The 21,023-nt window shown below is 64.3% G+C and carries 19 protein-coding genes (1 of these 19 running past the window's edge); 13 read left to right on the top strand and 6 right to left on the bottom strand.

Going from position 1 to position 21,023, the window contains the following annotated elements; translation table 11 throughout:
• Window positions 1-195 precede the first annotated feature (195 nt).
• Window positions 196-1,917 (top strand): bifunctional sulfate adenylyltransferase/adenylylsulfate kinase, encoded by a 1,722-nt coding sequence (locus tag IPM89_13265; protein QQS55925.1) that lies wholly within the window; start codon window positions 196-198, stop codon window positions 1,915-1,917.
• Window positions 1,918-1,921: 4 nt separating this feature from the next.
• On the opposite strand, the gene IPM89_13260 is transcribed toward IPM89_13265, so the two are convergent.
• The 3 genes from IPM89_13260 to IPM89_13250 all read right to left on the bottom strand — a co-directional run bounded on the left by IPM89_13260 (window position 1,922) and on the right by IPM89_13250 (window position 4,720).
• The gene (locus tag IPM89_13260; GenBank protein ID QQS53802.1) at window positions 1,922-2,716 is read right to left on the bottom strand and encodes a hypothetical protein; all 795 of its coding nucleotides are present in this window, start codon (window positions 2,714-2,716) and stop codon (window positions 1,922-1,924) included.
• A 69-nt stretch (window positions 2,717-2,785) separates the two neighbouring features.
• Window positions 2,786-3,931 carry an ISKra4 family transposase gene (locus IPM89_13255; protein ID QQS53801.1) on the bottom strand — a complete coding sequence of 382 codons (1,146 nt, stop codon included), beginning with the start codon at window positions 3,929-3,931 and terminating at the stop codon, window positions 2,786-2,788.
• Window positions 3,932-4,477: 546 nt separating this feature from the next.
• Window positions 4,478-4,720, bottom strand: coding sequence for a DUF2970 domain-containing protein (locus tag IPM89_13250; protein QQS53800.1), 243 nt, complete (start codon window positions 4,718-4,720; stop codon window positions 4,478-4,480).
• Window positions 4,721-4,854: 134 nt separating this feature from the next.
• Between IPM89_13250 and IPM89_13245 the strand changes: the two genes are divergently transcribed.
• From IPM89_13245 to IPM89_13200, 10 genes are all read left to right on the top strand, one after another.
• Window positions 4,855-6,174 (top strand): acyl-CoA synthetase, encoded by a 1,320-nt coding sequence (locus IPM89_13245; protein QQS53799.1) that lies wholly within the window; start codon window positions 4,855-4,857, stop codon window positions 6,172-6,174.
• Window positions 6,164-6,466: a hydroxymyristoyl-ACP dehydratase gene (locus IPM89_13240; GenBank protein ID QQS53798.1), complete on the top strand. Its 303-nt coding sequence runs from the start codon at window positions 6,164-6,166 to the stop codon at window positions 6,464-6,466. Before IPM89_13245 ends, IPM89_13240 begins: the two co-directional genes overlap by 11 nt.
• 140 nt (window positions 6,467-6,606) lie before the next feature.
• On the top strand, window positions 6,607-8,205 hold the full coding sequence (locus IPM89_13235; protein QQS53797.1) for a YdgA family protein: 1,599 nt from the start codon (window positions 6,607-6,609) through the stop codon (window positions 8,203-8,205).
• 6 nt (window positions 8,206-8,211) lie between these two features.
• Complete coding sequence (gene glnE / locus IPM89_13230) at window positions 8,212-11,106, top strand: bifunctional [glutamate--ammonia ligase]-adenylyl-L-tyrosine phosphorylase/[glutamate--ammonia-ligase] adenylyltransferase (GenBank protein ID QQS53796.1); 2,895 nt, start codon at window positions 8,212-8,214, stop codon at window positions 11,104-11,106.
• 79 nt (window positions 11,107-11,185) lie between these two features.
• A complete protein-coding gene (locus IPM89_13225; GenBank protein ID QQS53795.1) occupies window positions 11,186-12,106 on the top strand; it encodes a branched-chain amino acid transaminase in 921 nt (306 codons plus the stop codon).
• 108 nt (window positions 12,107-12,214) lie between these two features.
• Window positions 12,215-12,385 carry a zinc-finger domain-containing protein gene (locus tag IPM89_13220; protein ID QQS55924.1) on the top strand — a complete coding sequence of 57 codons (171 nt, stop codon included), beginning with the start codon at window positions 12,215-12,217 and terminating at the stop codon, window positions 12,383-12,385.
• Window positions 12,386-12,403: 18 nt separating this feature from the next.
• Window positions 12,404-13,324 (top strand): mitochondrial fission ELM1 family protein, encoded by a 921-nt coding sequence (locus IPM89_13215; protein QQS53794.1) that lies wholly within the window; start codon window positions 12,404-12,406, stop codon window positions 13,322-13,324.
• Window positions 13,312-14,439: a glycosyltransferase family 4 protein gene (locus IPM89_13210; protein QQS53793.1), complete on the top strand. Its 1,128-nt coding sequence runs from the start codon at window positions 13,312-13,314 to the stop codon at window positions 14,437-14,439. Before IPM89_13215 ends, IPM89_13210 begins: the two co-directional genes overlap by 13 nt.
• Window positions 14,436-15,449, top strand: coding sequence for a glycosyltransferase family 9 protein (locus tag IPM89_13205; GenBank protein QQS53792.1), 1,014 nt, complete (start codon window positions 14,436-14,438; stop codon window positions 15,447-15,449). The genes IPM89_13210 and IPM89_13205 overlap by 4 nt, the downstream gene beginning before the upstream one ends.
• Complete coding sequence (locus tag IPM89_13200) at window positions 15,427-16,662, top strand: O-antigen ligase family protein (GenBank protein ID QQS53791.1); 1,236 nt, start codon at window positions 15,427-15,429, stop codon at window positions 16,660-16,662. The genes IPM89_13205 and IPM89_13200 overlap by 23 nt, the downstream gene beginning before the upstream one ends.
• Here IPM89_13200 and IPM89_13195 read toward each other — a convergent pair.
• The gene (locus tag IPM89_13195) at window positions 16,622-17,686 is read right to left on the bottom strand and encodes a glycosyltransferase (protein QQS53790.1); all 1,065 of its coding nucleotides are present in this window, start codon (window positions 17,684-17,686) and stop codon (window positions 16,622-16,624) included. The genes IPM89_13200 and IPM89_13195 overlap by 41 nt on opposite strands.
• Window positions 17,687-17,764: 78 nt before the next feature.
• Here IPM89_13195 and IPM89_13190 point away from each other — a divergent pair, with 78 nt between their 5' ends.
• Entirely contained in the window at window positions 17,765-18,601 is an 837-nt protein-coding gene (locus tag IPM89_13190) for a glycosyltransferase family 2 protein (protein QQS53789.1), read from the top strand.
• Window positions 18,602-18,623: 22 nt separating this feature from the next.
• On the opposite strand, the gene IPM89_13185 is transcribed toward IPM89_13190, so the two are convergent.
• Both IPM89_13185 and lpxL read right to left on the bottom strand, forming a co-directional pair.
• Complete coding sequence (locus tag IPM89_13185; GenBank protein ID QQS53788.1) at window positions 18,624-19,682, bottom strand: glycosyltransferase family 9 protein; 1,059 nt, start codon at window positions 19,680-19,682, stop codon at window positions 18,624-18,626.
• A gap of 15 nt (window positions 19,683-19,697) precedes the next feature.
• On the bottom strand, window positions 19,698-20,609 hold the full coding sequence (gene lpxL / locus IPM89_13180) for an LpxL/LpxP family Kdo(2)-lipid IV(A) lauroyl/palmitoleoyl acyltransferase (GenBank protein QQS55923.1): 912 nt from the start codon (window positions 20,607-20,609) through the stop codon (window positions 19,698-19,700).
• A gap of 98 nt (window positions 20,610-20,707) precedes the next feature.
• Here lpxL and IPM89_13175 point away from each other — a divergent pair, with 98 nt between their 5' ends.
• Window positions 20,708-21,023, top strand: partial view of an NAD-dependent epimerase/dehydratase family protein gene (locus IPM89_13175; GenBank protein QQS53787.1) — the 5' end (the start) only. The gene runs 638 nt beyond the window's last position; only the first 316 of its 954 coding nucleotides appear in the window; its start codon is at window positions 20,708-20,710; the stop codon falls past the right edge of the window.

Here is a 21,023-nt window from a genome sequence, read left to right as displayed (position 1 = left end):
CGATGGGTGAGACCAGCAAAACCCCGCGAAACCGAGGCATCGGATCGAGCGTTATCCCGGCGCTTCGAGATTCGGCTCGATTTCCCATAACTATATTTATAGCCAATCATTATTGGATCTCTGGTTCGTTATGCCAGAAAATATAACCCTGCCTCAACCAATACTCTCATCATTCCAGCCGAAACGAACGCCATGATTCATCTGATCGAGCCTCACGGGGGCGTCCTCAAGGAGCTTTATCTCAGCGTCGAGGACGCGGCTCCGTTCAAGGCCCAGGCCCAGGACTATCCGTCCTGGGATCTGACACCGCGCCAGCTTTGCGATCTGGAACTGCTGTTGAACGGCGGTTTCTCGCCGCTGGATGGCTTCCTGAATCGGGCTGATTACCAGCGAGTGGTCGAGGACATGCGGCTGGCCGACGGCACCTTGTGGCCGATGCCGATTACGCTCGACGTGTCCGAGGAGTTCGCTGACCAACTCGATTGCGGCGCTCGGGTGGCGCTGCGCGATCCCGAAGGCGTACTGATCGCGGTGCTGGAAGTGGGCGATGTGTGGCAGCCCGACCGATGCCACGAAGCCCAGCAGGTCTTCGGTGGCGCCGACGAGCAGCATCCCGGCGTGTTCCATCTGTTGCATCGAACCGGTCCGGTCTATGTCGGTGGCCGGCTGTATGGCATCGAACCGCCCACCCACTACGATTTTCCTCAGTTGCGCGGCTCACCGCGCGAACTGCGCGAGCGCTTCGCCAAGCTGGGCTGGCAGCGGGTAGTGGCGTTCCAAACCCGCAACCCGATGCACCACGCCCATCAGGAACTGACCCTGCGCGCCGTCCAGCAGGCCGAGGCCAACCTGCTTATTCATCCCACGGTGGGTCTGACCAAACCGGGCGACATCGACCATTACTCGCGGGTGCGCTGCTATGAGCATCTGCTGAACACCTACCCCGAACAAACCACCGCCCTGAGCCTGCTCAACCTGGCGATGCGGATGGCCGGCCCGCGCGAGGCGCTGTGGCACGCCCTCATCCGCCAGAACCACGGATGCAGCCATTTCATCGTTGGCCGTGATCATGCCGGCTCCGGTCAGGATCAATTCGGGCGTGCCTTCTACGAACCCTACGCCGCCCAGCGCCTGATCGCCCGCCATCAGGACGAACTGGGCATTCAGATGCTGGCGTTTCAGGAGATGGTCTACGTGCGGGAGCGTGCCCAGTACATCCCGACGGACGACCTGCGCGCCGATGAGACGATGCTGACCCTCTCCGGCACCGAATTCCGCCGCCGCTTGCAGGAAGGGCTGGAGATCCCCGAATGGTTCTCCTACCCCGAAGTGGTGGCGGAGCTGCGCCGCACCCATCCGCCGCGCCACCGGCAGGGCTTCACGGTGTTTTTTACCGGCCTGTCCGGGTCCGGCAAATCCACGATCGCCAATGCACTGATGGTCAAACTGCTGGAACTGGGCGGACGGGCGGTGACCCTGTTGGATGGCGACATCGTCCGCAAGCACCTGTCCAGCGAGCTGGGTTTTTCGCGGGAGCACCGCAATATCAACATCCTGCGGATCGGCTTCGTCGCCAGCGAGATCACCAAGAACGGCGGCATCGCCATCTGCGCCCCGATCGCGCCCTACACCGTGACCCGCCGCGAAGTCCGGGAGATGATCGCGCCGCTCGGCGGTTTCATCGAGGTCCACGTCGCCACTCCGCTGGAGACCTGCGAGGTCCGTGACCGCAAGGGGCTGTACGCCAAGGCCCGATCCGGCATCCTCAAGGAATTCACCGGCATCAGCGATCCCTACGAAGCGCCCGAGCGCCCGGAACTGGTGATCGATACCCGCGATTGCAGCCCCAGCGAGGCGGCCCAGCGCATCCTGCTCAAGCTGGAAGGGCTGGGTTACATTCGCGGGCGATCCTCTTGATCCTTCACTCTTGATGCCCGGATTGTTGATCGCCGGGCCAATCCAAACCGGTGAGTTGGCGAAATGCTTCCGAGGTGCGCGGTCCGGCCCGGCCGTCCACCTTCACGAAGAACCCCGGCAGGGTATTCAGAAACCGTTGCAGCGCTTCCACCCAGGGCGAGGTCACGGTTTCGTCGTAATACAGCAACGGCCATGTCACCGGATCGTCGGTGGCGGCGAACTCGATCCGGCCGCATTCCACCAATCGGCGCAGCAGTACCGCCGCGCCGCAACGCTGGGCAATGGCGTTCTCGTTCCAGGCGTCGTCGGTGACGTACTTGCCTTGGCGATAGTGGGTGGAGTCATTCCACAGATAGGGCGAGGGTACCTCGGGATGGTGCAATCGGTAGCCCCAACCGCCGCGCCCTTCCAGCACGAACAAGGTTCCGGCGACGCTCCAATCCCGCCATTGATCGAGGTGATACAGGCGCAGAGCATCGGCGGCGCTGTCTTCCCAGGTGAACGGCGGTTCACCCTCGACCGGTCGCCCATCCGGCAGATGCTGGGTACGGTCGCTCAGTGGGTCGCCGTTGTGGAGGTGCACGGTGAAATCGCAACCGGTATCGGCGTAGTGCAGCGCCGCCACCACGAACCAGGGTAGGTTCAAACGTTCGCCCACGATTTGGTAGCGTGCCCGTTGCGCGAGCAGGGTTTCCGTCAATTCTTCCACCTTGGCGGCCCGCTCCTCACGGATCACGCAGGTGGCGAATGCGCGCTGGTAATCGTCGCGCAGTTCATCGGTCAGTACCATGCGGCTCATCGTCAAATCCCATTGCGGTGGGTTGTGGACTCTTTGGAAGGGGCGTAACCAGTCGAGCGCGCCCTTGGTTCAGGCGACGAGTCGAAGCCGGGTGGATGGGGGTTGGCTCGGGATGTTCGCATAGAGGCGCGCCGTTTCGGTTTGGATGTAATGGTTCATGAACGGCTCCCATTCGTCGTTGAGCGCCACGCAGCGCAGGTTCAACAGGGCCTGGGCGCCGGGCAGGGTCCAATGCATCCCGGCCCGTTCCATCCGGTCCTTGACCGCATGGCGGCAGGCCCCTTCGATCACCCCTGAGGCGATGGGATAGCCGGCGGCGAGATACCGATCGTAATGAATGCGGTCGCGGTGGCGGTCGAAATAACCGTGAATCTGTTCCAGCCGGGCGCGGGCGGCGGCGGACAGGTGGCCCTGCTCGGCCAGGTCCTGTAGCCAGCGAATCACCCCGGTCCCCACCCCGTCGAGCAGGGCATGCACCAGCACCTTCATCAGTTTAGTCGCCAGCGGGCTACCGGACGGCTGAAACAGGTGAACGGCGTCCCACAAATAGCCGGTCGCATGGAGCAGATCGAGGATCTCGACCCGCGCGGTGTCGCCCAAGGTGTCCGCCGCGGCGTCCCACAACGCCGGCTGACCGTCCATCAGCAGGACCCAGGTTTGCCGGTGGTCGGGGTCGCGCTGGCGAGCCTCAGCCCGCAACCAGGGGAACACCACCTCGACCGGGCGCGGTGCGGCGAGCGCCGCCGCCACGGCGGCGGCCACCGGCAACACCGCGCACAGCCGTTTCTGTCGAGGCGCCGGTCGGGGCGTCGCCGAGGGTTCCGTGGGGGCGGTCGGATCGCGAAACAAGGACTCGACCACGGCGGTGGCGGTACGCGGATGCGGCTCGATCTGATAGGCCGCACCGAGCACGGCCATCTTCTTACGATCCGGCTTCGGCCCTCGGGTGTGGTCGTGGGCGGCGATGGTCGGGGCGTCGGCCGGCTTGCGGATCGGGACCCCCTTGCCATCGGCGCTCAGCACCACGAGCTGCTGGCCCGTCGCCGGGGCCGGCGGCGGTCGGGCCGCTTCATGACCGGCCACCGCCCCGGCCAGGGTCCGGGTCATCGCCTCCAGGCTGGCCACCGACTGTTTCAGACCCAGGATGCGCGCCAGCACCGTGTTGACCTGACCGTAGGGATTCTCCACCGCCAGCGCTTGATCCCAGTCCTGCAAGAGATAGGAAAACGCCCTCGGGCAACCCCAGCCGGGCATCCAGCGGCGCCGCCTCGATCGCCTGGCCTTCCCGCGTGCCGTAGACCACCCGCACCAGGGTGAAGTCGCCAAAGATCGACCGATAGGGTCGGCCATGGGGTTTGGGCAAGCGCTTGACCACTCGCCCGTCGGCCAGCGTCAGGGTTTTGCCGCAATCCCCGTCGCCCACCAAGGCAAAATACTGCGCTTGCATCTCATGACCCAGTCGCAACAGGCGCGACCACAGGCCGTGCTCCAGTTCGTGCGCCGGCAAGCCGTCGCGGGCGGCGTCGTACACGAACCCGGTCAGCACCGCCAAGTGCGCCGACAGGTCCAACCCCTTGCCTTCGGTCGTCAACGGCCACATCATCGACATCGGTGGGTTCCTCGGGTGATTGCTTGTTGGGTGACATCAATCTACCCACCTCCGGGTCAACCGGGCAAGGGACCCACCGCCCCTTTCCACCCCGGCGCGCTACCCCGCGCTCGACTGGTTACGCCCCTTTGGAAGAGAGTCGCCGCTTCAGGTTAGACGCCGGCGGAGCGCAATGCCAGTTTGACCGCGATCAGTACCCCAAGGATCAGCAGCAGGGTCATGATCAGCCCGACCAAAATATAGTGAATGGGACGACCATGCTGGAAATCCCGCGCGCGGTTTTTCTCGCTTTGCACCCCGAAAAAAGCGGATAGCACGCTCAGGATGATGCCCAGTGGACCGGGAGAAGAGGTGGAGGTGTTGCCAGTCTGGTCGGAATCGGGTTTGGAAGACATCGGGTTCCTCTAAACTTTGCTAAATTAACGACAGTCGCCCTCTGTGTGGCCCCTGCCGCCTTGCTGTGCGAACGCGGCGCTTGCGTCGCGGATTTCGTCGATTTTTCCGGGTCTACCGGATCATCCTTGCCATTATGCCAGTCAAACTGCTTTTGCTGTCAGCAACCGCGGCCGATGCTCCGATCGCTTGGCGGCGGAATCGACCCATCGGCCGCGCGGTGTTTCTGCGCCATGTCGGCGCTGTCGCCCGCCGGTTGCCGCCCGCGCGCTTCATTTTCAATCTGTGCGAGGACCGCTACCTGTTTCTGGTCGCGTTCGCCGCCGTGGGCGCGAACGGGCAAACCAGTCTGCTGCCCTCCAGCCGCGCCCACCTGCATCTGCGCGATTTGGCCGAGGATTATCCCGACAGCCAGCGCATCACGGACAGCGATATCGAGTCCTGGCTCGCGCCGGAGACGATGGAGAGCGGCGCCGTGCCCGCTGTCCCCGCGTTACCGGCCGACCAGGTGATGGCGATTGCCTTTACCTCCGGCAGCACCGGCCGCGCCAAACCCCATCCGAAACGCTGGGGCGAGCTGGTCAGCGGCGCGCGCCAGGCACGGCAACGCTTCGGTTTCGAACCCGGCATGACCCTTGTCGCGACCGTGCCGGCCCAGCACATGTACGGCCTGGAAACGACGATCATGACCTCGCTGGCCAGTGGCGTCAGCGTCCACGCCGGCCGGCCGTTTTTCCCCGATGACGTGCGCGTGGCCCTGGAATCGGCGCCGCCACCGCGAGTGTTGGTGACCACGCCCGTTCATCTGCAAGCCTGCATCCGGGCCGAACTGCGCTGGCCGGCCACGGCTTTTCTGATCTCGGCCACCGCGCCGCTGTCGCCCGCGCTCGCCGGACGGGCCGAAACCGTGTTCGGTGCGCCGGTACTGGAAATCTACGGTTGCACCGAAGCCGGCTCCATCGCCAGTCGCCGCACCCTGGACGGTGATCACTGGCGGCTGTACGACGGTTTTCACCTGTGGGACGGCGCGCTGTCCGGCGCGCATCTACCGGAGCCGGTGCTTCTCAGTGACGCTGTTGAACCCTGTGGCGAGGCGGAATTCAAGCTGTTCGGCCGACTTGAGGATCTGGTCAATATCGCCGGAAAACGCACGTCGCTGAGGTATCTCAATCACCAGCTCAACCAGATTGAAGGGGTGCTGGAAGGGGTGTTTTGGTTACCGGACGGAATCGGGAGTGAGGTCCAACGACTCGGAGCCGCGGTCGTTGCGCCGGGTCTGAGCGAGCGCCAGGTGCTCGCCGCGCTGGCGCAGCGACTCGATCCCGTGTTCCTGCCGCGCCCGCTGCTTAAAGTTGAGCGCCTGCCGCGCAACGAAACCGGCAAGATTACGCGCGACACTTTGCGGGCGTTCGCCCGGTCGCCGCCGTCGGCTACGGAGGCCGATCATGCGCTTTGAACAGCATTGCGTGATCGCCGCCGACCATCCCGGTCTGGCTGGGCATTTCCCTGGCAACCCGATTGTGCCGGGGGTGGTGTTGCTGGATGAGGTGCTGCGGGCGTTCGCGGCCTGGCGTCCGGCTGACCGACCGGTGGGAATCCCACAGGCGAAGTTTCTGGCGCCGCTGCGCCCGGAGCGGCCATTCACGATTCGGTTCATGGAGTCCGGTTCCGGTGGGACTCGCTTCGACTGTCTGGGGGACGATGGCCGGTTGCTGGCGCGAGGCCGCCTGACACTGGCGGGCGATTGAAGCGGGCTGGGGCCATCGGCGATTCGGTTGACGCCCTGCCCACCACGGGCGAAATTCGAAAACGCCCTGCTTCATCAGGGCTTTTTTATGGACGGTTTGTGGAATAATGCCGCTCATTGGAACCCTGGAGGACAACAGGCATGAAAAAGTTACTCGGCATCATCGTGGTCGTTTTGATACTGGCGGTGGTGGGCTTCGTCGGCGCGGCCTATTGGTCGGGCTATCAAGCGGAACGCTGGTACCAGGATGCCTTGGCGCAAGGCTCAAGCAACCCCAACGTCAAGCTCAGCACGGCCAGTTACCAGCGTGGACTGTTCTCGTCGCAAATCGAAACCCGCGTCCAGTTCACGCTGCCGGAAGAGCACGATCCGGACCAGCCGGACCCCTCGTTCACGATCCGGCAAGAGGTCTATCACGGCCCACTGCCGCTGGCGGGTCAGGGTGCGCCGGGCGTGCCGATGCAATGGACCGGCGCGGTGGTGCGCGCCACGCTGGACACGAATAGCAGCGCCTGGACTCGCGAACTGGCCCAGTGGTATGGCGACCAAGAGCCGGTGGTGGCTATTTCGCGGGTCGGTTTCGACGGCGCCAGCGATACCTCCATCACCATGCCTCCGCTGAACCTCGAACAAGTGGGTGACGACCTGCAAAGCCTCAAGTTTTCCGGGCTGCAAGGCCAGTTTCAGGTTGCGCCCCATAACGCCGCGATCCAGGGCGGCATGAGTGCCGACAGTCTGGAAATCGTCGGCAAATCGGTGGAAGCCGGTGCTGATCAGCCGGTTGGGATCGGCCAGTTTGACTTGCGCGATCTCACCATGACGGTGAACCAGCGCAAGGGAGCCTTCGATCTGATGTTCGGGGAATCCAGCCTCAAGATCGGCGAACTGCGCGGGCAGGATCAATCGGCGAAAGCGCCCTTTGCGATCGATAATCTGAGCGTGACCGGGAATCTGAGCCAAACGAGTCCACAACAGGTGGCCGGCGAGGTCCTGTTCAAAGCCGACAAGGTGACCGTGGATCAGCAAAGCGGCACCGGCAGCATACGGGTGGCGCTTCGCCAATTGGACGGTTCCACTGCCGCCCAAATCCAACAATGGCAGGAAAAAACCGCGGGCAATCCCGACGATCCCCAGGCGCTCGACGAACTGCTGGAACTGGTGAAGGCGTTGCTGCGCGGCAAACCGGAATTCGTGCTCGATACCCAGGCCACCCTGGCCCAAGGCGAGTGGCGAGGCAAGCTGACGCTGAATTTCCAGGACCCTGGTGCGATCAATCCGGCACAAGATCCGATGAGCTTGTTGGGTACGTTGGGAAAGGGATTGGCCGACATCACGGCGTCCAAGCCGCTGGTGGAAACCATGCTGATCGATCAGGCGAAAAAGGACTTGCGGGCACAGATCAAGGAGCAGGGTCGAGAAGTTGGTGAACAGGCCGTGCAAACCATGGCCGAGCAGCAGGTTGCACAGCAGCTTCAGGGACTGACAGCCGCCGGTTTCGTCCGACTTGAAGACGATCGCTACCAAACCACCGCGCGGTTCGAGGATGGCAGGTTGTTCGTGAACGATCAGGAAATTCCGCTGGCGCCGCCGGTTGCCGAGGAAAGTCTCGATGACTTGGAGACGATGCCGCTGACACCGGATGACGGCGTTCAGGAAGAAGAACCGCCGCTGGAACCGAACAGCAGCGCCGGGGAGCCGGCCCCGGACAAGCCGGCTCCGGAAAAGCCGGCCCAGCAATAAGCTTCGATGGCCATGACCGGCATTGAGGCGGAATTGCGGCGCTTGCCGCCAGAGCTGCGACCCGAAGTTGCCCAGTATTGGGAGGCGTTCGCCGCCGCCGCCCGCGCGACGGCTCTGGAGCCGCCGGAAGGCGAGGCGCTGCCGCGGCAATGGGTCTCGGTCTGGGCAGGCAGCGAGTTCGTCGCCCGCGCCTGCATCCGTGAGCCGGCGCTGCTGGCGGAACTACTGGCTAGCGGCGATCTGGAACGAACCCGGACGACGGGCGAGTGTCGGGTACGCTTGGAGCAGCCGTTGGCGGATGCGGCCGACGAGACTCAACTCGGTGTTCTGTTGCGCCGGTTCCGCCGCCGGGAAATGGTCCGCATTGCCTGGCGCGATCTGGCCGGGCTGGCGGACTTGACGGAAACGCTGGGTGACCTATCCGATCTGGCGGAGGCGGCGGTCGATGCCGCGCTGGAGCGCTTGCACGCCTGGCAGGGCCAGCGCTTCGGCGTGCCGCGCGATGCCGACGGCCAAGCGCAGCGCCTGGTGGTGCTGGGCATGGGCAAGCTGGGCGGGCGCGAGCTCAACTTCTCCTCGGACATCGACCTGATCTTCACGTTTCCGCGCCAGGGTCAGACCGACGGCGCGCGGGCCGTCGCCAACGAAGAATTTTTCCGCCGACTCGGGCAGCGGTTGATCAAAGTGCTGGCCGAGCCGACCGCCGACGGCTTCGTGTTCCGGGTCGACATGCGTCTGCGGCCGTTCGGCGATTCGGGACCGCTGGCGATTTCCTTCGCCGCTTTAGAGGACTATTACCAGAATCACGGCCGCGACTGGGAACGTTACGCCATGATCAAGGCCCGGGTGATCGCCGGCGACCGGGAAGCCGGCGAGCGCTTGCTGGCCGGGCTGCGGCCGTTCGTCTACCGCCGTTACCTCGATTATGGCGCGTTCGAAGCGCTGCGCGGCATGAAGACGCTGATCGCCCAGGAAGTCGAACGCAAAGGTATGCAGCGCAACATCAAGCTGGGGCCGGGCGGCATCCGCGAAATCGAATTCATCGGCCAGGCTTTTCAACTGATCTACGGTGGCCGTGAGCCGGCGTTGCGGGAACGCGGCATCCTGGCGGTGCTGGACTATCTGGCCGTCAGCGACCGGCTGCCGGCGGCGGCGGTGGCCGACCTCAAGCAGGCCTATGCCTTTCTGCGCCGGGTCGAGAACCGGCTGCAAGCCTGGGCCGACCAGCAAACCCACGAGCTGCCGGACGACGAACTGGCCCAACTGCGACTGGCCCACGCGATGGGCCAGCCCGACTGGGGCACGTTTGCCGGCGAGTTGGCGCGACACGTTCGGGCAGTGAGCCAGCAGTTCGCTCAGGTCTTCGGCGACGCGGCGACGGATGCCGGGACCCGCCAGGAGGGACTGGCGGTCCTGTGGGGAGACGAGTCCGGCGAGGAAGGCGCGCTCCAGGTATTGGCCGAGCAGGGGTTCGAAGACCCGGTGCTGGCCTGGAATCGGCTGCGGGCGCTGAAGACCGGGTTCAGCTACCGGGCGATGAGTCCACGCGGGCGCGAACGCCTGGACGTGCTGGTGCCGCGGGTGCTGGAAGCCGCCGCCGCCGGGCCACGGCCAGCGGCGACGCTGGAGCGCGTTTTCAATCTGCTGGAAGCGGTGGCCCGCCGCTCGGTGTACTTGGCGCTGCTGGCCGAGCATCCGCAGGCGCTGGCGCAACTGATTAAGCTGTGCGCCGCCAGCAGCTGGATCGCCACCCATCTGACCCGCTATCCGCTGCTGCTCGATGATCTGCTCAACCCCGCCACGCTCTACGCGCCGCTGGATCGCCAGCAGTTGGTGTCGGAATTGGAGCAGCAACTGGCGCGCGCGCCGGCGGGCGACGCCGAGGAATTGCTGAACGCTCTGCGCTATTTTAAGCAGGCCAACGTGTTGCGGGTCGCCGCCGCCGACATCAGTGGCGCGATGCCCTTGATGATCGTCAGCGACCATCTGACCGAAATTGCCGAAGTCCTGCTGCGCAAGGTGCTGGAACTGGCCTGGGCCGATCTGCTGCCCCGCTTCGGTCCACCCGAGTGCGTGGTGGATGGGGTAAAGCGGGAGGCGCGCTTCGCCATCCTCGCCTACGGCAAGCTGGGCGGCATCGAGTTGAACTACGGTTCCGACCTGGATCTGGTGTTTCTGCACGACAGCGTCGGTGACCAGCAAATGACCGCCGGTCCGCGCCAGATCGACAACACCGCCTTTTTCGCCAAGCTGGTGCAGCGGATCATCTATTTGCTGACCACCCGCACCGGTGCCGGCGATCTGTACGAGGTGGACACCCGGCTACGGCCCAGCGGTCGCGCCGGTCTGCTGGTCAGCTCCTTCGAGGCTTTCGCCGAATACCAGCAACGCCAGGCCTGGACCTGGGAACATCAGGCGTTGGCGCGGACGCGAGCGGTGGCGGGGCCGGCGGCGCTGACCGAGCGATTCCAAACCGTCCGCCGGGAGGTTTTGGGGCGCGGGCGCGATCCGGTTGCGCTGTGCCAGGAGGTCCGCGACATGCGTGAGCGGATGCGCGCCGAACTGGACGCCAGCACCGCCGAAACCTTCGATCTCAAGCAGGGCCGGGGTGGTATCGCCGACATCGAATTTATGGTGCAATATAAAATCTTGGCGAACGCCCACCGTTATCCGGATCTGCTGACCTACACCGACAATATCCGGCAGACCGACGGGCTGGAGCGATTCGGCATCCTGTCCGTCGCCGATGCGGCCCGGTTGCGTAACGCCTATCGAAGCCTGCGTCGGCGCATTCACTTACTCAAGCTGCAAGAACAGCCCGCCCGCATCCCGGCCGACGAGGCGCGGGAGATTCGCGAGGGTGTGAGCCGCATCTGGCGGCGGCTGATGGAAAGCGATTGAAGCGCCGGGCGTGGGGCGATGCATTCGAGCAACGGGCGCCGACGCGCGCGCAAGCAGCCTTGTTTTGGAGAGTCGAACGATGACGATGGCCGACCGTGATGGTCTGATCTGGTACGACGGCGAACTGGTGCCCTGGCGCGAGGCCAACACCCATGTGTTGACCCATACCCTGCACTACGGCATGGGGGTGTTCGAAGGGGTTCGGGCCTATGCCACCCACCGGGGTGCCGCGATTTTCCGCTTGCAGGCCCATACCGACCGGTTGTTTCGTTCCGCCCATATCCTCGGCATGCCGCTGCCGTACAGCAAGGCGGAAATCAACGAAGCCTGCCGGCAGGCGGTACGCGCCAACAATCTGGCCAGTGCCTACATCCGGCCGATGTGCTTCTTTGGCGCCGAAGGCATGGGGCTGCGCGCCGACAATCTCAAGGTCCACGCCATCGTCGCCGCCTGGGAATGGGGCGCCTATCTGGGCGCGGAAAACCTGGAGCGCGGTATCCGTATCCGCACCTCGTCGTTCAGCCGGCACCATGTCAACATTGCCATGTGCAAGGCCAAGGCCAACGGTAATTACATGAATTCGATGCTGGCGCTGTCCGAGGCCCTGCGTGACGGCTACGACGAAGCATTGCTGCTGGATACCGAAGGCTACGTGGCGGAGGGTAGCGGTGAGAACGTTTTTATCGTCCGCGATGGCTTGATCCATACCCCTGATCTGACGTCGGCGCTGGAAGGCATCACCCGTGACACCATCATCCGTTTCGCCGCCGACCTCGGGATTTCAGTCCGGGAAAAGCGCATCACCCGCGACGAGGTGTATATCGCCGATGAAGCCTTCTTCACCGGTACCGCCGCCGAGGTGACGCCGATCCGCGAAGTGGACGGCCGCGTCATCGGCAACGGCCGACGCGGTCCAATCACCCAGCGCCTGCAGGAAATGTACTTCGATCAGGTCCAAGGCCGACGCGATGAATTTCCCGACTGGCTGACACTGGTTTGAGTGATTCGTTGCCGCAGTATAAAGTTGTTTTAAAACAATTTGTTATAAACAAAATTTCAGGAGATTAATGCCATGGCCGCCGCTCCCGCCGCCGCTCTTGCCAAGGCGATGCCCAATGCTCAGAAGACCTACGAGGTCAGCCGAGCCGATTTACCGATATCCTGCCCGCTGCCGGAAATGACGCTGTGGAATTCCCACCCCAAGGTCTATCTGCCGCTCGAAGCCACTGGCAAAGCCAAGTGCCCGTACTGCGGCGCGGACTTCGTACTGGTGGACTGACTCGCGGTCCGGCGGCGGGTGGGATCGCCGGTGCGCCCGTTGGTCGTCTGGCGGTTCAGCGACGGCAAGACCGGGCACGACAACCAGAGCCGGGGATTGACGGAAGGCTTGGCTCGCTTGCGGCCGGTCGAAATCGTCACACCGCAACTCCTGCCCGCCACCGCCGCGCTGCTCGCTCTGGCGAGTAGCGCCCCGACCGCGTGGAGGACCTTGCCGGCGCCGGACTTGCTGGTGGGGGCCGGTCACGGTACCCATCTCTCGCTGCTGGCCGCCCGCCGGGCGCGGGGCGGGCGGGCGGTGGTGTTGATGAGCCCCAGCTTGCCGCTCGGCCTGTTCGATCTGTGCCTGATCCCCGAGCACGACGCGCCGCCAGCCCGCGCGAACGTGCTGACCACGCGCGGGGCACTGAACCGTCTCCAACCCTCCTCTAACCTAGAACCCCGGCAGGGCTTGCTGCTCATCGGCGGACCGTCCGCGCATTTCGGTTGGAACGACGCCGACCTGCGCGCACAAATTGCCGCCATACTCGCCGCCGACTCGTCGATGCGCTGGACCCTGACCACTTCGCGCCGCACCCCAGCCTCTTTTTTAAGCGCCTGCCACGATCCAGCGGACGACCGGCTGACGGTGGTTCCGGTCGCGGCAAGCGGCCCGGATTGGCTGCCGGCGCAACTGGCGCGGGCGGGGCAGATCTGGGTCAGCGCCGACAGCGTATCCATGGTCTACGAGGCCTTGACCGCCGGCGCGGCGGTGGGGGTGCTGGACGTGCCGCGCAAACGATCCAGCCGAATTAGCCGGGGATTGGACAAACTAACCGGTGAGGGCTGGATCACGCCCTTCGCCGACTGGCAACGCCACCCGCGCCTCAAGCGGCCGCCTCAAACCTTCAACGAAGCGGAACGCTGTGCCCGCTGGATCGCCGCGCGATGGTTCGCCTGAGCGTGGCGCAGTTGTTGCCGGCGCTGAACGGCGGCGGCGTGGAGCGTGGCACGCTGGAGATTGCGCGGGAACTGGCCCGGCGCGGCCATCGCTCGGTGGTGATTTCCGCCGGCGGGCGGCTGATGCCGGAATTGCTGCAAGAAGGCAGCGAGCATCTGGCCTGGCCGCTGGGCGCCAAGTCGCCGCTGACACTGCGCTGGGTTCGGCCGTTGCGGCGCTGGCTGGCCGAACAGCGGATCGATATTGTGCACGCCCGCTCGCGTTTGCCGGCCTGGATTGCCTGGCTGGCCTGGCGGCGGATGGACCCGGCGACCCGGCCGCGTTTCGTCACCACCGTGCATGGGCTGTATTCGGTTTCCCGTTACAGCGCCATCATGACCCGAGGCGAGCGGGTGATCGCCGTGTCCGAGACCGTGCGCGCCTATCTGCGACGCCATTATCCCGAACTGCCGACCGAGCGTATCCAGGTCATCCAGCGCGGGGTGGACCCGGTGGATTTTCCCTACGGTTACCGGCCTGTTCCCGACTGGCTGGCCGACTGGTATCGGCACTATCCGCAACTGCGTGATGCGGTGGTCTTGACGCTGCCGGGACGGCTGAGCCGGCTCAAGGGCCACCAGGAATTCATCGAGCTGATCGCCCGGCTACGGGTGGCCGGGCGGGCGGTCCATGGACTGATTGTCGGTGGCCCGGAGCCACGCCGCCACGCTTACGCCGATGCGCTGCGGGAAAACGTCCGGTCGCGTGGCTTGGCCGGCATCGTGCTGTTTACCGGCCACCGGGCCGACATGCGCGAAATTTATGCGGTATCGACGCTGGTGCTGTCGCTATCGGCCAAACCGGAATCGTTCGGCCGCACGGTGCTGGAAGCCTTGAGCCTCGGCCGGCCGGTGGTTGCTTACGCGCACGGCGGCGTCGGCGAGATCCTGGACCGACTGTATCCCGCCGGCCGGATTCCGCCAGGTGATGCGGAGACGCTGGTGGCGCGGGTGGCCGGCTTGCTGGACGCTCCCGCGCCGGTTCCAGCGGAACCGGCGTTTCCCTTGCGGCGGATGCTGGACGACACGTTGGCGCTTTACGCGGCGTTGCATCGTTCACCGAGGGCGCCCGCGTGAAACTCGCATCGTCCGGGCCGACCCTGATCGTGCAGCCGCTGCCCGGCATCGGCGACATGGTCTGGCATCTGCCGCATATCCATGCCATCGCCGCGACCACAATCACGGGCCAGGTCGATATTCTGACCAAACCGCGCTCCCAGGCCGACCGCTTGTTAGGCGCTGATCCCCACGTCGCTCAGATTCTATGGCTGGAGCGCGAAACCGGTCGCCATGCCGGTTTCGGTGGCGTGTTGCGACTGGCGACGGCGTTGCGGCAAGGCGGCTACCAGCGGGTGTGGATTCTGCACGGCAGCGCCCGCTACGCGCTGGCGGCGCGGTTGGCCGGCATTCCCGAGCGACTGGGGTACGGGGTGGGCTGGCAGTCGCTGCTGTTGACCGCGCCGGTGCGGTTGCCACCCGAGCGGCGCCACGCCCACCCGATCCTGCGGGCCGATGCCCTGCTGGATGCGTTGGAAATCGTGCGTGCCGAACCGGAACCTCGGCTCGCGCTCGCCGCCGAGGCCGATCAGGCGGTGGCAGTGCGGTTCGCGGCCTGGCCGACGCCGTGGATCGCGCTGGGCGTCGGTAGCAGCGAAGCCTGGAAACAATGGGGCGCGGCCCGCTTCGCGGAATTGACTCTGGCGCTGAACCAGCGGCGGGCCGGTTCGATCTTCATCGTCGGTGGATCGGCGGAACAACCGCTGGCGGAAGATATTTTGGCGCGGGTACGCGGCGACGACGGTGTGGCGGTGGATGCGGTGGCGCTGCCGTTGGAGCAGGTGGCGGCTTTGCTGGCCCGTTGCCGCTGCTATGTCGGCAACGACACTGGCGTGCTGAATATGGCCGCCGCCTTAGGGGTGCCGGCCATCGGGCTGTTCGGCGGTTCGGCGCCGCTCTGGCATTCCCGCTTTATTCATCCGCTCCTGCCGCCCGCCGGCGAACGCGGCATGGCGGCCATCGCGGTTTCTCAAGTTCTGGAAGCGCTCGCGCGCTGGAATGGCCCGGATGTCCATCGCGCGCTTGCATAATGCCTTGCGGGAGGCTTTTTTCCGCCAAGGCTGGTTGTTACTGGCGGTGTTGCCGTTGACCCAGATCGGCGGCCGCGCGCTGTTCAATGTCGTTGCCGGGCTCTACGTAGCGTGGGGCTTGCTGAGCCTGTGGAGTCGAGGGGACCGGTTGGACCGCTCGACGACCCTGCTTTACCTGGCCTTGTTGGGTGTGGCGCTGGCCGGCATACCGGGTTCGGTTGACCCGGTGGGCGGTCTCCGCGTCTGGATACAATTCGCCGCGCAGACCTCGACTTTACTGCTGGTGCAGGCGGCCCTGCGGGAATCTCCAGAGAACATCGATCGTCTATTGGCCGCCATGGCGCTGTTCGGCGGAATCGCTCTGGCTGGCTTGTACCTGTTGCTGCCTTACCACTGGTTCGAATGGTCCGGTCGACTTTTCAACCCACTCACACAATTGCAGGAAGACAATCTGCCGTTTTTGCTGCCGTTTCTGTTGGGTTGGATCTGGCGATACGGCGACCGCCGTTGGCGATATGGCGCAATGCTTGGTGTGGTAGTGGCTGCCCTGGGTTATGTGGCGATCTCCGAAGGGCGGGCGGCGCTGGTCGGTTTGATCGTGGGGTTGGCGGGGTTCTGCTGGGCGGTATTGGCATGGCGGCCGCGTTGGGTCGCGCTGCTGGCGGTAGGGGTGCTGGTGGCGGGCGTCGCCGCCAATATCGGGCCGTTCCTCAAGGCGGAACTGGACCTCGAACATCCCCTGGATGCCTTTACCGCCGGGCGCACCATTGTGTGGCGGCACGCGCTGGAACATCCTCCCGCGCGGCCCTGGCTGGGTGTGGGAATCGCCAATGCGTCGCATAGTCAGGAGCTGCTGCGCTTTGAACTGGGTGGCGCGCAAGTACAAATCAAGCATTTCCACAATTTTCTGATCGACGCCTGGTATGAAACCGGGATTTTAGGAGTAGGGTTGCTGCTGACGCTAGCCGGTACGGTATCCGTCCGGTTGGCGCGAATCTGGCGGCGGCTGTCGGTCGACGATCGCCAGCGCGCCGGGATATTGCTGGCGGCGGCACTGTCGATCATCGCCGCCGCTTTGCTGAGCTTTTCTTATACTTCCCGGCAGTTTGCCTGCTACCTCTTTGCCTGCCTGGGTGGATTGATCCACGTCGGCCGTGCGCGCGCCGGCGCGACTAGCCCAGCAAATGGCGATACAGATCCAAATAAGCGTTAACGACCGCTTCCTCGCTGTGTCGGGCCATTAGCGTCTGATGGCCGCCGCTGGCGAGTTCGTGGCGCAATGATTCGTCGCGCAACAGCAATTCCATGGCCGCCGCCAGCGCGGCGGGGTCGTCCGAAGGTGTCAGCCAGCCGTCCCGCCGGTCGGCGATGATGTCCTGCAAGCCCCGGGCGCGGGTCGAGAGCACCGGACGACGGTGGGCCCAGGCTTCCAGCACGACATTGCCCACTCCTTCCTGCCGCGAAGAGCAGACGCACAGGTCGGCCAGCTCCTGAAAGCAGCCGGCATCGTCGCGCCAGCCCGGCCAGCGCACCCGGCCGGCGATGCCCAGTTGCGCCGCCTGCTGCTTAAGATCGACCGCCAGCGGTCCGTCACCGACGATGAGCAGATAGACCGATCGACCGTGAATGTGTCTGGGAAGCGTCGCGAACGCCGCAAGTAGATCGTCGAACCCCTTGACCGGATGCAGGCGGCCCACCGCCGTCACGATGAGCGCATCTTCGGGTATCGCGCACTCCTGGCGTAGTTGCCGCAGGGCGAGGGCGGGACTGGGAGGGTGGGGTGCGATGAAATTACTGATGTGAAACACCCGGTTCGCGGAAAAACCGTGCTGAATCAGATGATCGCGGATGCCTGGACTGACCGCGACCCAGGCATGGGCGTGCCGGTAGCGGCGCGGGTTGTAATAGCCACCCAACCGGGCGACATGGATCGGCCGGCGGCCGGCGGCGATCTCGGTCAGCCGGCTGGCCCGGCCCATGTAGGTTTGCACGATGTCCGGTCGGTGCTCGCGCATGATTTCCGCGATTCGCCAGCGGGACCAGACATCCCAGATCGCCCGCATGGGCACATGGATTTGCTCGGTTTCCGGTCGCAGCCGGGCCGAAACCTGGCCGCCGGCCACATTGATGGCCAATACAGGCTGCTGGCGCGCCTGCAAGGCATTGACGAGGCGGACATAAAAAAGTTCGGCTCCGCCCACTGCCTCGCCGCCGATGATATGGGCCGATGCGATCATGAATACCCGAGAACCTGAAAGTCATGCATGATATGGCGCGTGCTCCAAAATGAAAACTTCGTTCAGGACAGACGATTCATGACAGACCGCACCCCGCTTTCGGTATTCATCACCACCTACAACAACGACCGCACCCTGACGGCCTGTCTGGAGAGCGTCAAATGGGCCGATGAGATTATCCTGCTGGATTCCTTCAGCACCGATGACACGCTCGACATCGCCCGACGCTACGGGGCGCGGATCACCCAGCACGAGTTCATGGGATACGGCCCACAGAAGCAGATGGCGCTGGCGGCGACCACCCATGACTGGGTACTGCTGCTGGATGCCGACGAGGCGCTGTCGCCGGTCCTGCAGATTGAAATCGACCAGTTGCTGGACACGGGACCCGCCGCGGACGGTTACGAAATGCCCCGGCAGGAGCAACTGTTCTGGCGGATGTACCATCCAGCGACCCGGATGAATTACTACCTGCGCCTGTTCGACAAACGCAAGGGCGATATCGACGACATGCCGGTCCACGCCGCGCCCAAGATCAAGGGGCGGATCGGCCGGCTCGACGCGCCGCTGTATCATTACGGCGAAACCGACATTCACACCAAGGTTGAGAAGATCAATGCCTACTCGACCGGTCTGGTGGCGGACAAGATCAAGAAAAAACGCTGGGGCATACCGTTCGTCATGTTGTTCTATCCACCGCTGTTTTTCATCCGCAGCTATTTGTTCAAGCGTAATTTTTTGAACGGTTGGGCGGGAGTGATCAACTCGGCGGTGGCGGCGTTCTACGTCTTTCTCAAATACGCCAAGCTGTACGAGCACTATCAAGTAGCCCAATACGGGACCCGGCTGTTGCCGGAAGACGCGCCGCCGCCGCCGGTCCGGCATCGATCCCAGGGTGCCGATCGCGCTCTTTGAGAACCTCGCGTGGGTTGGCCAGTCACTTCACTTTCGCGTTGATTCCGTGCAATTGCCGCCAGACCCGCGGTGGCGTCAGCATTGCCATGCAGGTGTGGTGGGAACAATCCTTGCGATAGCAGTTGATGCAAGGCAGGTCGGCTTGCAGTGTCGTGACATTATCGCCCAGTGGCTTGACCCGGCGTGGGTCGGTCGGACCACACAGTACCAGCATGGGCACGGTCGTGGTCGCGGCCAAGTGCGCGGTGCCGGTGTCGTTGGCGACGATGAAACGCGCGGGCTCGCACAGCGGCGGAATATCCAGGATCGCGGTCTGCCCACACAGGTTGATCAACCAGGGGCCACAGGCCTGGGCGATACGCTGACACTCCTCGATTTCATCCGGACCGCCGACGAGCACGACATGATCCAGTCCCTGGCGGTGGAGTTGATGCGCCAGCGCGCTGTAACGATCAGCGCCCCAGCGCTTGAGGTGGCCGCTGGCATTGCAGCCCGGCAACAGGATCGCATAGTGATCCGCCATGAGTTTGTGGCGCGCTAACAGATCTCGGGCGCGGGTCCGGTGGCGGTCGGAAACGTGCAGCACCGGTCGCGGTGTCGTTGCCGAAATGCCGCCGGCTTGCAGCGCGGCGCGACCGCGGGTGATGCTGTGCGCGGGTCCGGGCAGTTCGGCCGGGGCAATGTTATAGGGAAACTGACGGCGGTTGCCCAAACGGAAAGGGATCGGGCGACCGCCGAGTCCCAGCAGACCCAGCAACAAACGGGATCGGTCGTTGCATTGCAGGTCGATCACCAGGTCATAGCGCTGAGCCCGTACTTGGCGTAACCACTCGATCACATTGGGTAAAGTGCGTCGGCGGTCGCGCAGATCCACCGCGAAGACCTGCTGGAATCGCGGATCTCCCGAAAAAAGTTCCCGCCAGGCGGGCAGGGTATTGAGATGAATTTCCCGATCCGGAAACGCCCGGGCGATATCCTCGAACAGTGCGGTGGCGATAATCACGTCGCCCATGGCGCTCCACTTCAGCACCAGGATACGGCGTATGGCGGGGTTGGCCGGCAGATCGGCGCAATAGAACATCGGAGGCATCCGGACTCAGGGCCGATAGACGCTTGGACTGCCCGGCGGCCGGGTCTTGAAGCGACGGTGAACCCAGAGATACTGCGCCGGTGCCTGACGGATGTAGTGCTCCAGCAATTCGTTGATGCGCTGGGCGTCCGATGCAACATCTCCGCTCGGAAAATTCTCCAGCGCCGGCAGGATGGTTAGCTCGTAACCGGCTGTTCCCGCTAGGCGGCGCGGAAAGTAGGGTACCACCGCCGCGCCGCTCAGCGCCGCCAGTCGGCTGGTGGCGGTGATGGTGCAGGTGGGCACTCCAAAGAAAGGCACGAAGACGCTGTTACGCATACCATGGTTCTGATCGGGCGCATACCACACCGCCCTTCCCCGTTTGAAGGCGCGCAACAGGCCGCGCAGATCTTCGTGCGGCAATGGCGGCAGCCGGGACCGGCGCTCGCGTTCGCGACGCATGACAGCTTCGTACAGCGAATTCTTGTGCGACCGGTACATGGCATGGAACGAGTGGCGCCAAGTGATGAACCGGGCGCCCAATTCCAAGGGGGTGAAATGTCCGGTGAGCAGGATCACGCCCTTGCCACGGGCCATGGCTTGCTCCAGATATTGCGTGCCCTCGACGCGCGCCAGCCCGTACAGCTTTTCGTCCGGTGCCCACCAGGCCATGGCGGTTTCGAACAAGCCAATACCCAGCGCGGCGAAATGCTCTTCCAGCAGGTCGGCTCTTTGAGCTGGCGTCAGCTCTGGGAAACACAAGGCCAGATTGATGGCGGCGATGCGGCGGCGGCGGCGCATGATTTTGCCGGCCCAGTGGCCAATTTGCCGGCCAGCAAGCAATTGCCAGCGGAACGGTAGCGCGGCCATCCCTTTCATCGCGCCCAGCCCCAGCCAGACCGGCCAGTAGCGCGGCGCCAGAAAATGCCAGGAACACAGTCGGACAGGTGTGGTCACGAGATACGATCTTCCATAACGGACCTATCATTGTAAGCGGCGCCCGCCTGACAACACACCTTACAAATTACGGCCATGAGTTGGAGAGCGATATGACACCCGTTTTTTTAGTGACCGGCGCGGCCGGTTTCATCGGCAGTCATTCGGTGGAGTGGTTGCTGCGGCATGGGTGGCAGGTGATTGGGGTCGACAACCTGCGCACGGGACGTCTGGACAATTTGATTGATGCGCGCTCGTCTCCCAACTTTACTCTAGTGATCGCCGATGCTGGCGACGAAGCAGCAATGCGTCCCCTGTTTCAGCAACATCGCTTTGCCGGCACCCTGCATCTTGCGGCGCTGGTCAGCGTGCCGGAAAGTTTTCACGAGCCAGGGCTCAACTACCGCCTCAATCTGG

The organism is Candidatus Competibacteraceae bacterium (genome assembly GCA_016699715.1).
GTDB lineage: Bacteria > Pseudomonadota > Gammaproteobacteria > Competibacterales > Competibacteraceae > Competibacter.
This window is presented reverse-complemented; position numbering and strand designations above follow the sequence as displayed.

What these genes read in the sequence shown, in the direction of transcription:
- IPM89_13190 (QQS53789.1), top strand. Translation starts at nt 17,765, where the DNA reads ATGACAGACCGCACCCCGCTTTCGGTATTCATCACCACCTACAACAAC.
- glnE (QQS53796.1), top strand. Translation starts at nt 8,212, where the DNA reads ATGGCCATGACCGGCATTGAGGCGGAATTGCGGCGCTTGCCGCCAGAG.
- IPM89_13195 (QQS53790.1), bottom strand. Translation starts at nt 17,686, where the DNA reads ATGATCGCATCGGCCCATATCATCGGCGGCGAGGCAGTGGGCGGAGCC.
- IPM89_13185 (QQS53788.1), bottom strand. Translation starts at nt 19,682, where the DNA reads ATGTTCTATTGCGCCGATCTGCCGGCCAACCCCGCCATACGCCGTATC.
- IPM89_13225 (QQS53795.1), top strand. Translation starts at nt 11,186, where the DNA reads ATGACGATGGCCGACCGTGATGGTCTGATCTGGTACGACGGCGAACTG.
- IPM89_13210 (QQS53793.1), top strand. Translation starts at nt 13,312, where the DNA reads ATGGTTCGCCTGAGCGTGGCGCAGTTGTTGCCGGCGCTGAACGGCGGC.
- IPM89_13260 (QQS53802.1), bottom strand. Translation starts at nt 2,716, where the DNA reads ATGAGCCGCATGGTACTGACCGATGAACTGCGCGACGATTACCAGCGC.
- IPM89_13235 (QQS53797.1), top strand. Translation starts at nt 6,607, where the DNA reads ATGAAAAAGTTACTCGGCATCATCGTGGTCGTTTTGATACTGGCGGTG.
- IPM89_13240 (QQS53798.1), top strand. Translation starts at nt 6,164, where the DNA reads ATGCGCTTTGAACAGCATTGCGTGATCGCCGCCGACCATCCCGGTCTG.
- IPM89_13200 (QQS53791.1), top strand. Translation starts at nt 15,427, where the DNA reads ATGTCCATCGCGCGCTTGCATAATGCCTTGCGGGAGGCTTTTTTCCGC.
- IPM89_13245 (QQS53799.1), top strand. Translation starts at nt 4,855, where the DNA reads ATGCCAGTCAAACTGCTTTTGCTGTCAGCAACCGCGGCCGATGCTCCG.
- IPM89_13220 (QQS55924.1), top strand. Translation starts at nt 12,215, where the DNA reads ATGCCCAATGCTCAGAAGACCTACGAGGTCAGCCGAGCCGATTTACCG.
- IPM89_13250 (QQS53800.1), bottom strand. Translation starts at nt 4,720, where the DNA reads ATGTCTTCCAAACCCGATTCCGACCAGACTGGCAACACCTCCACCTCT.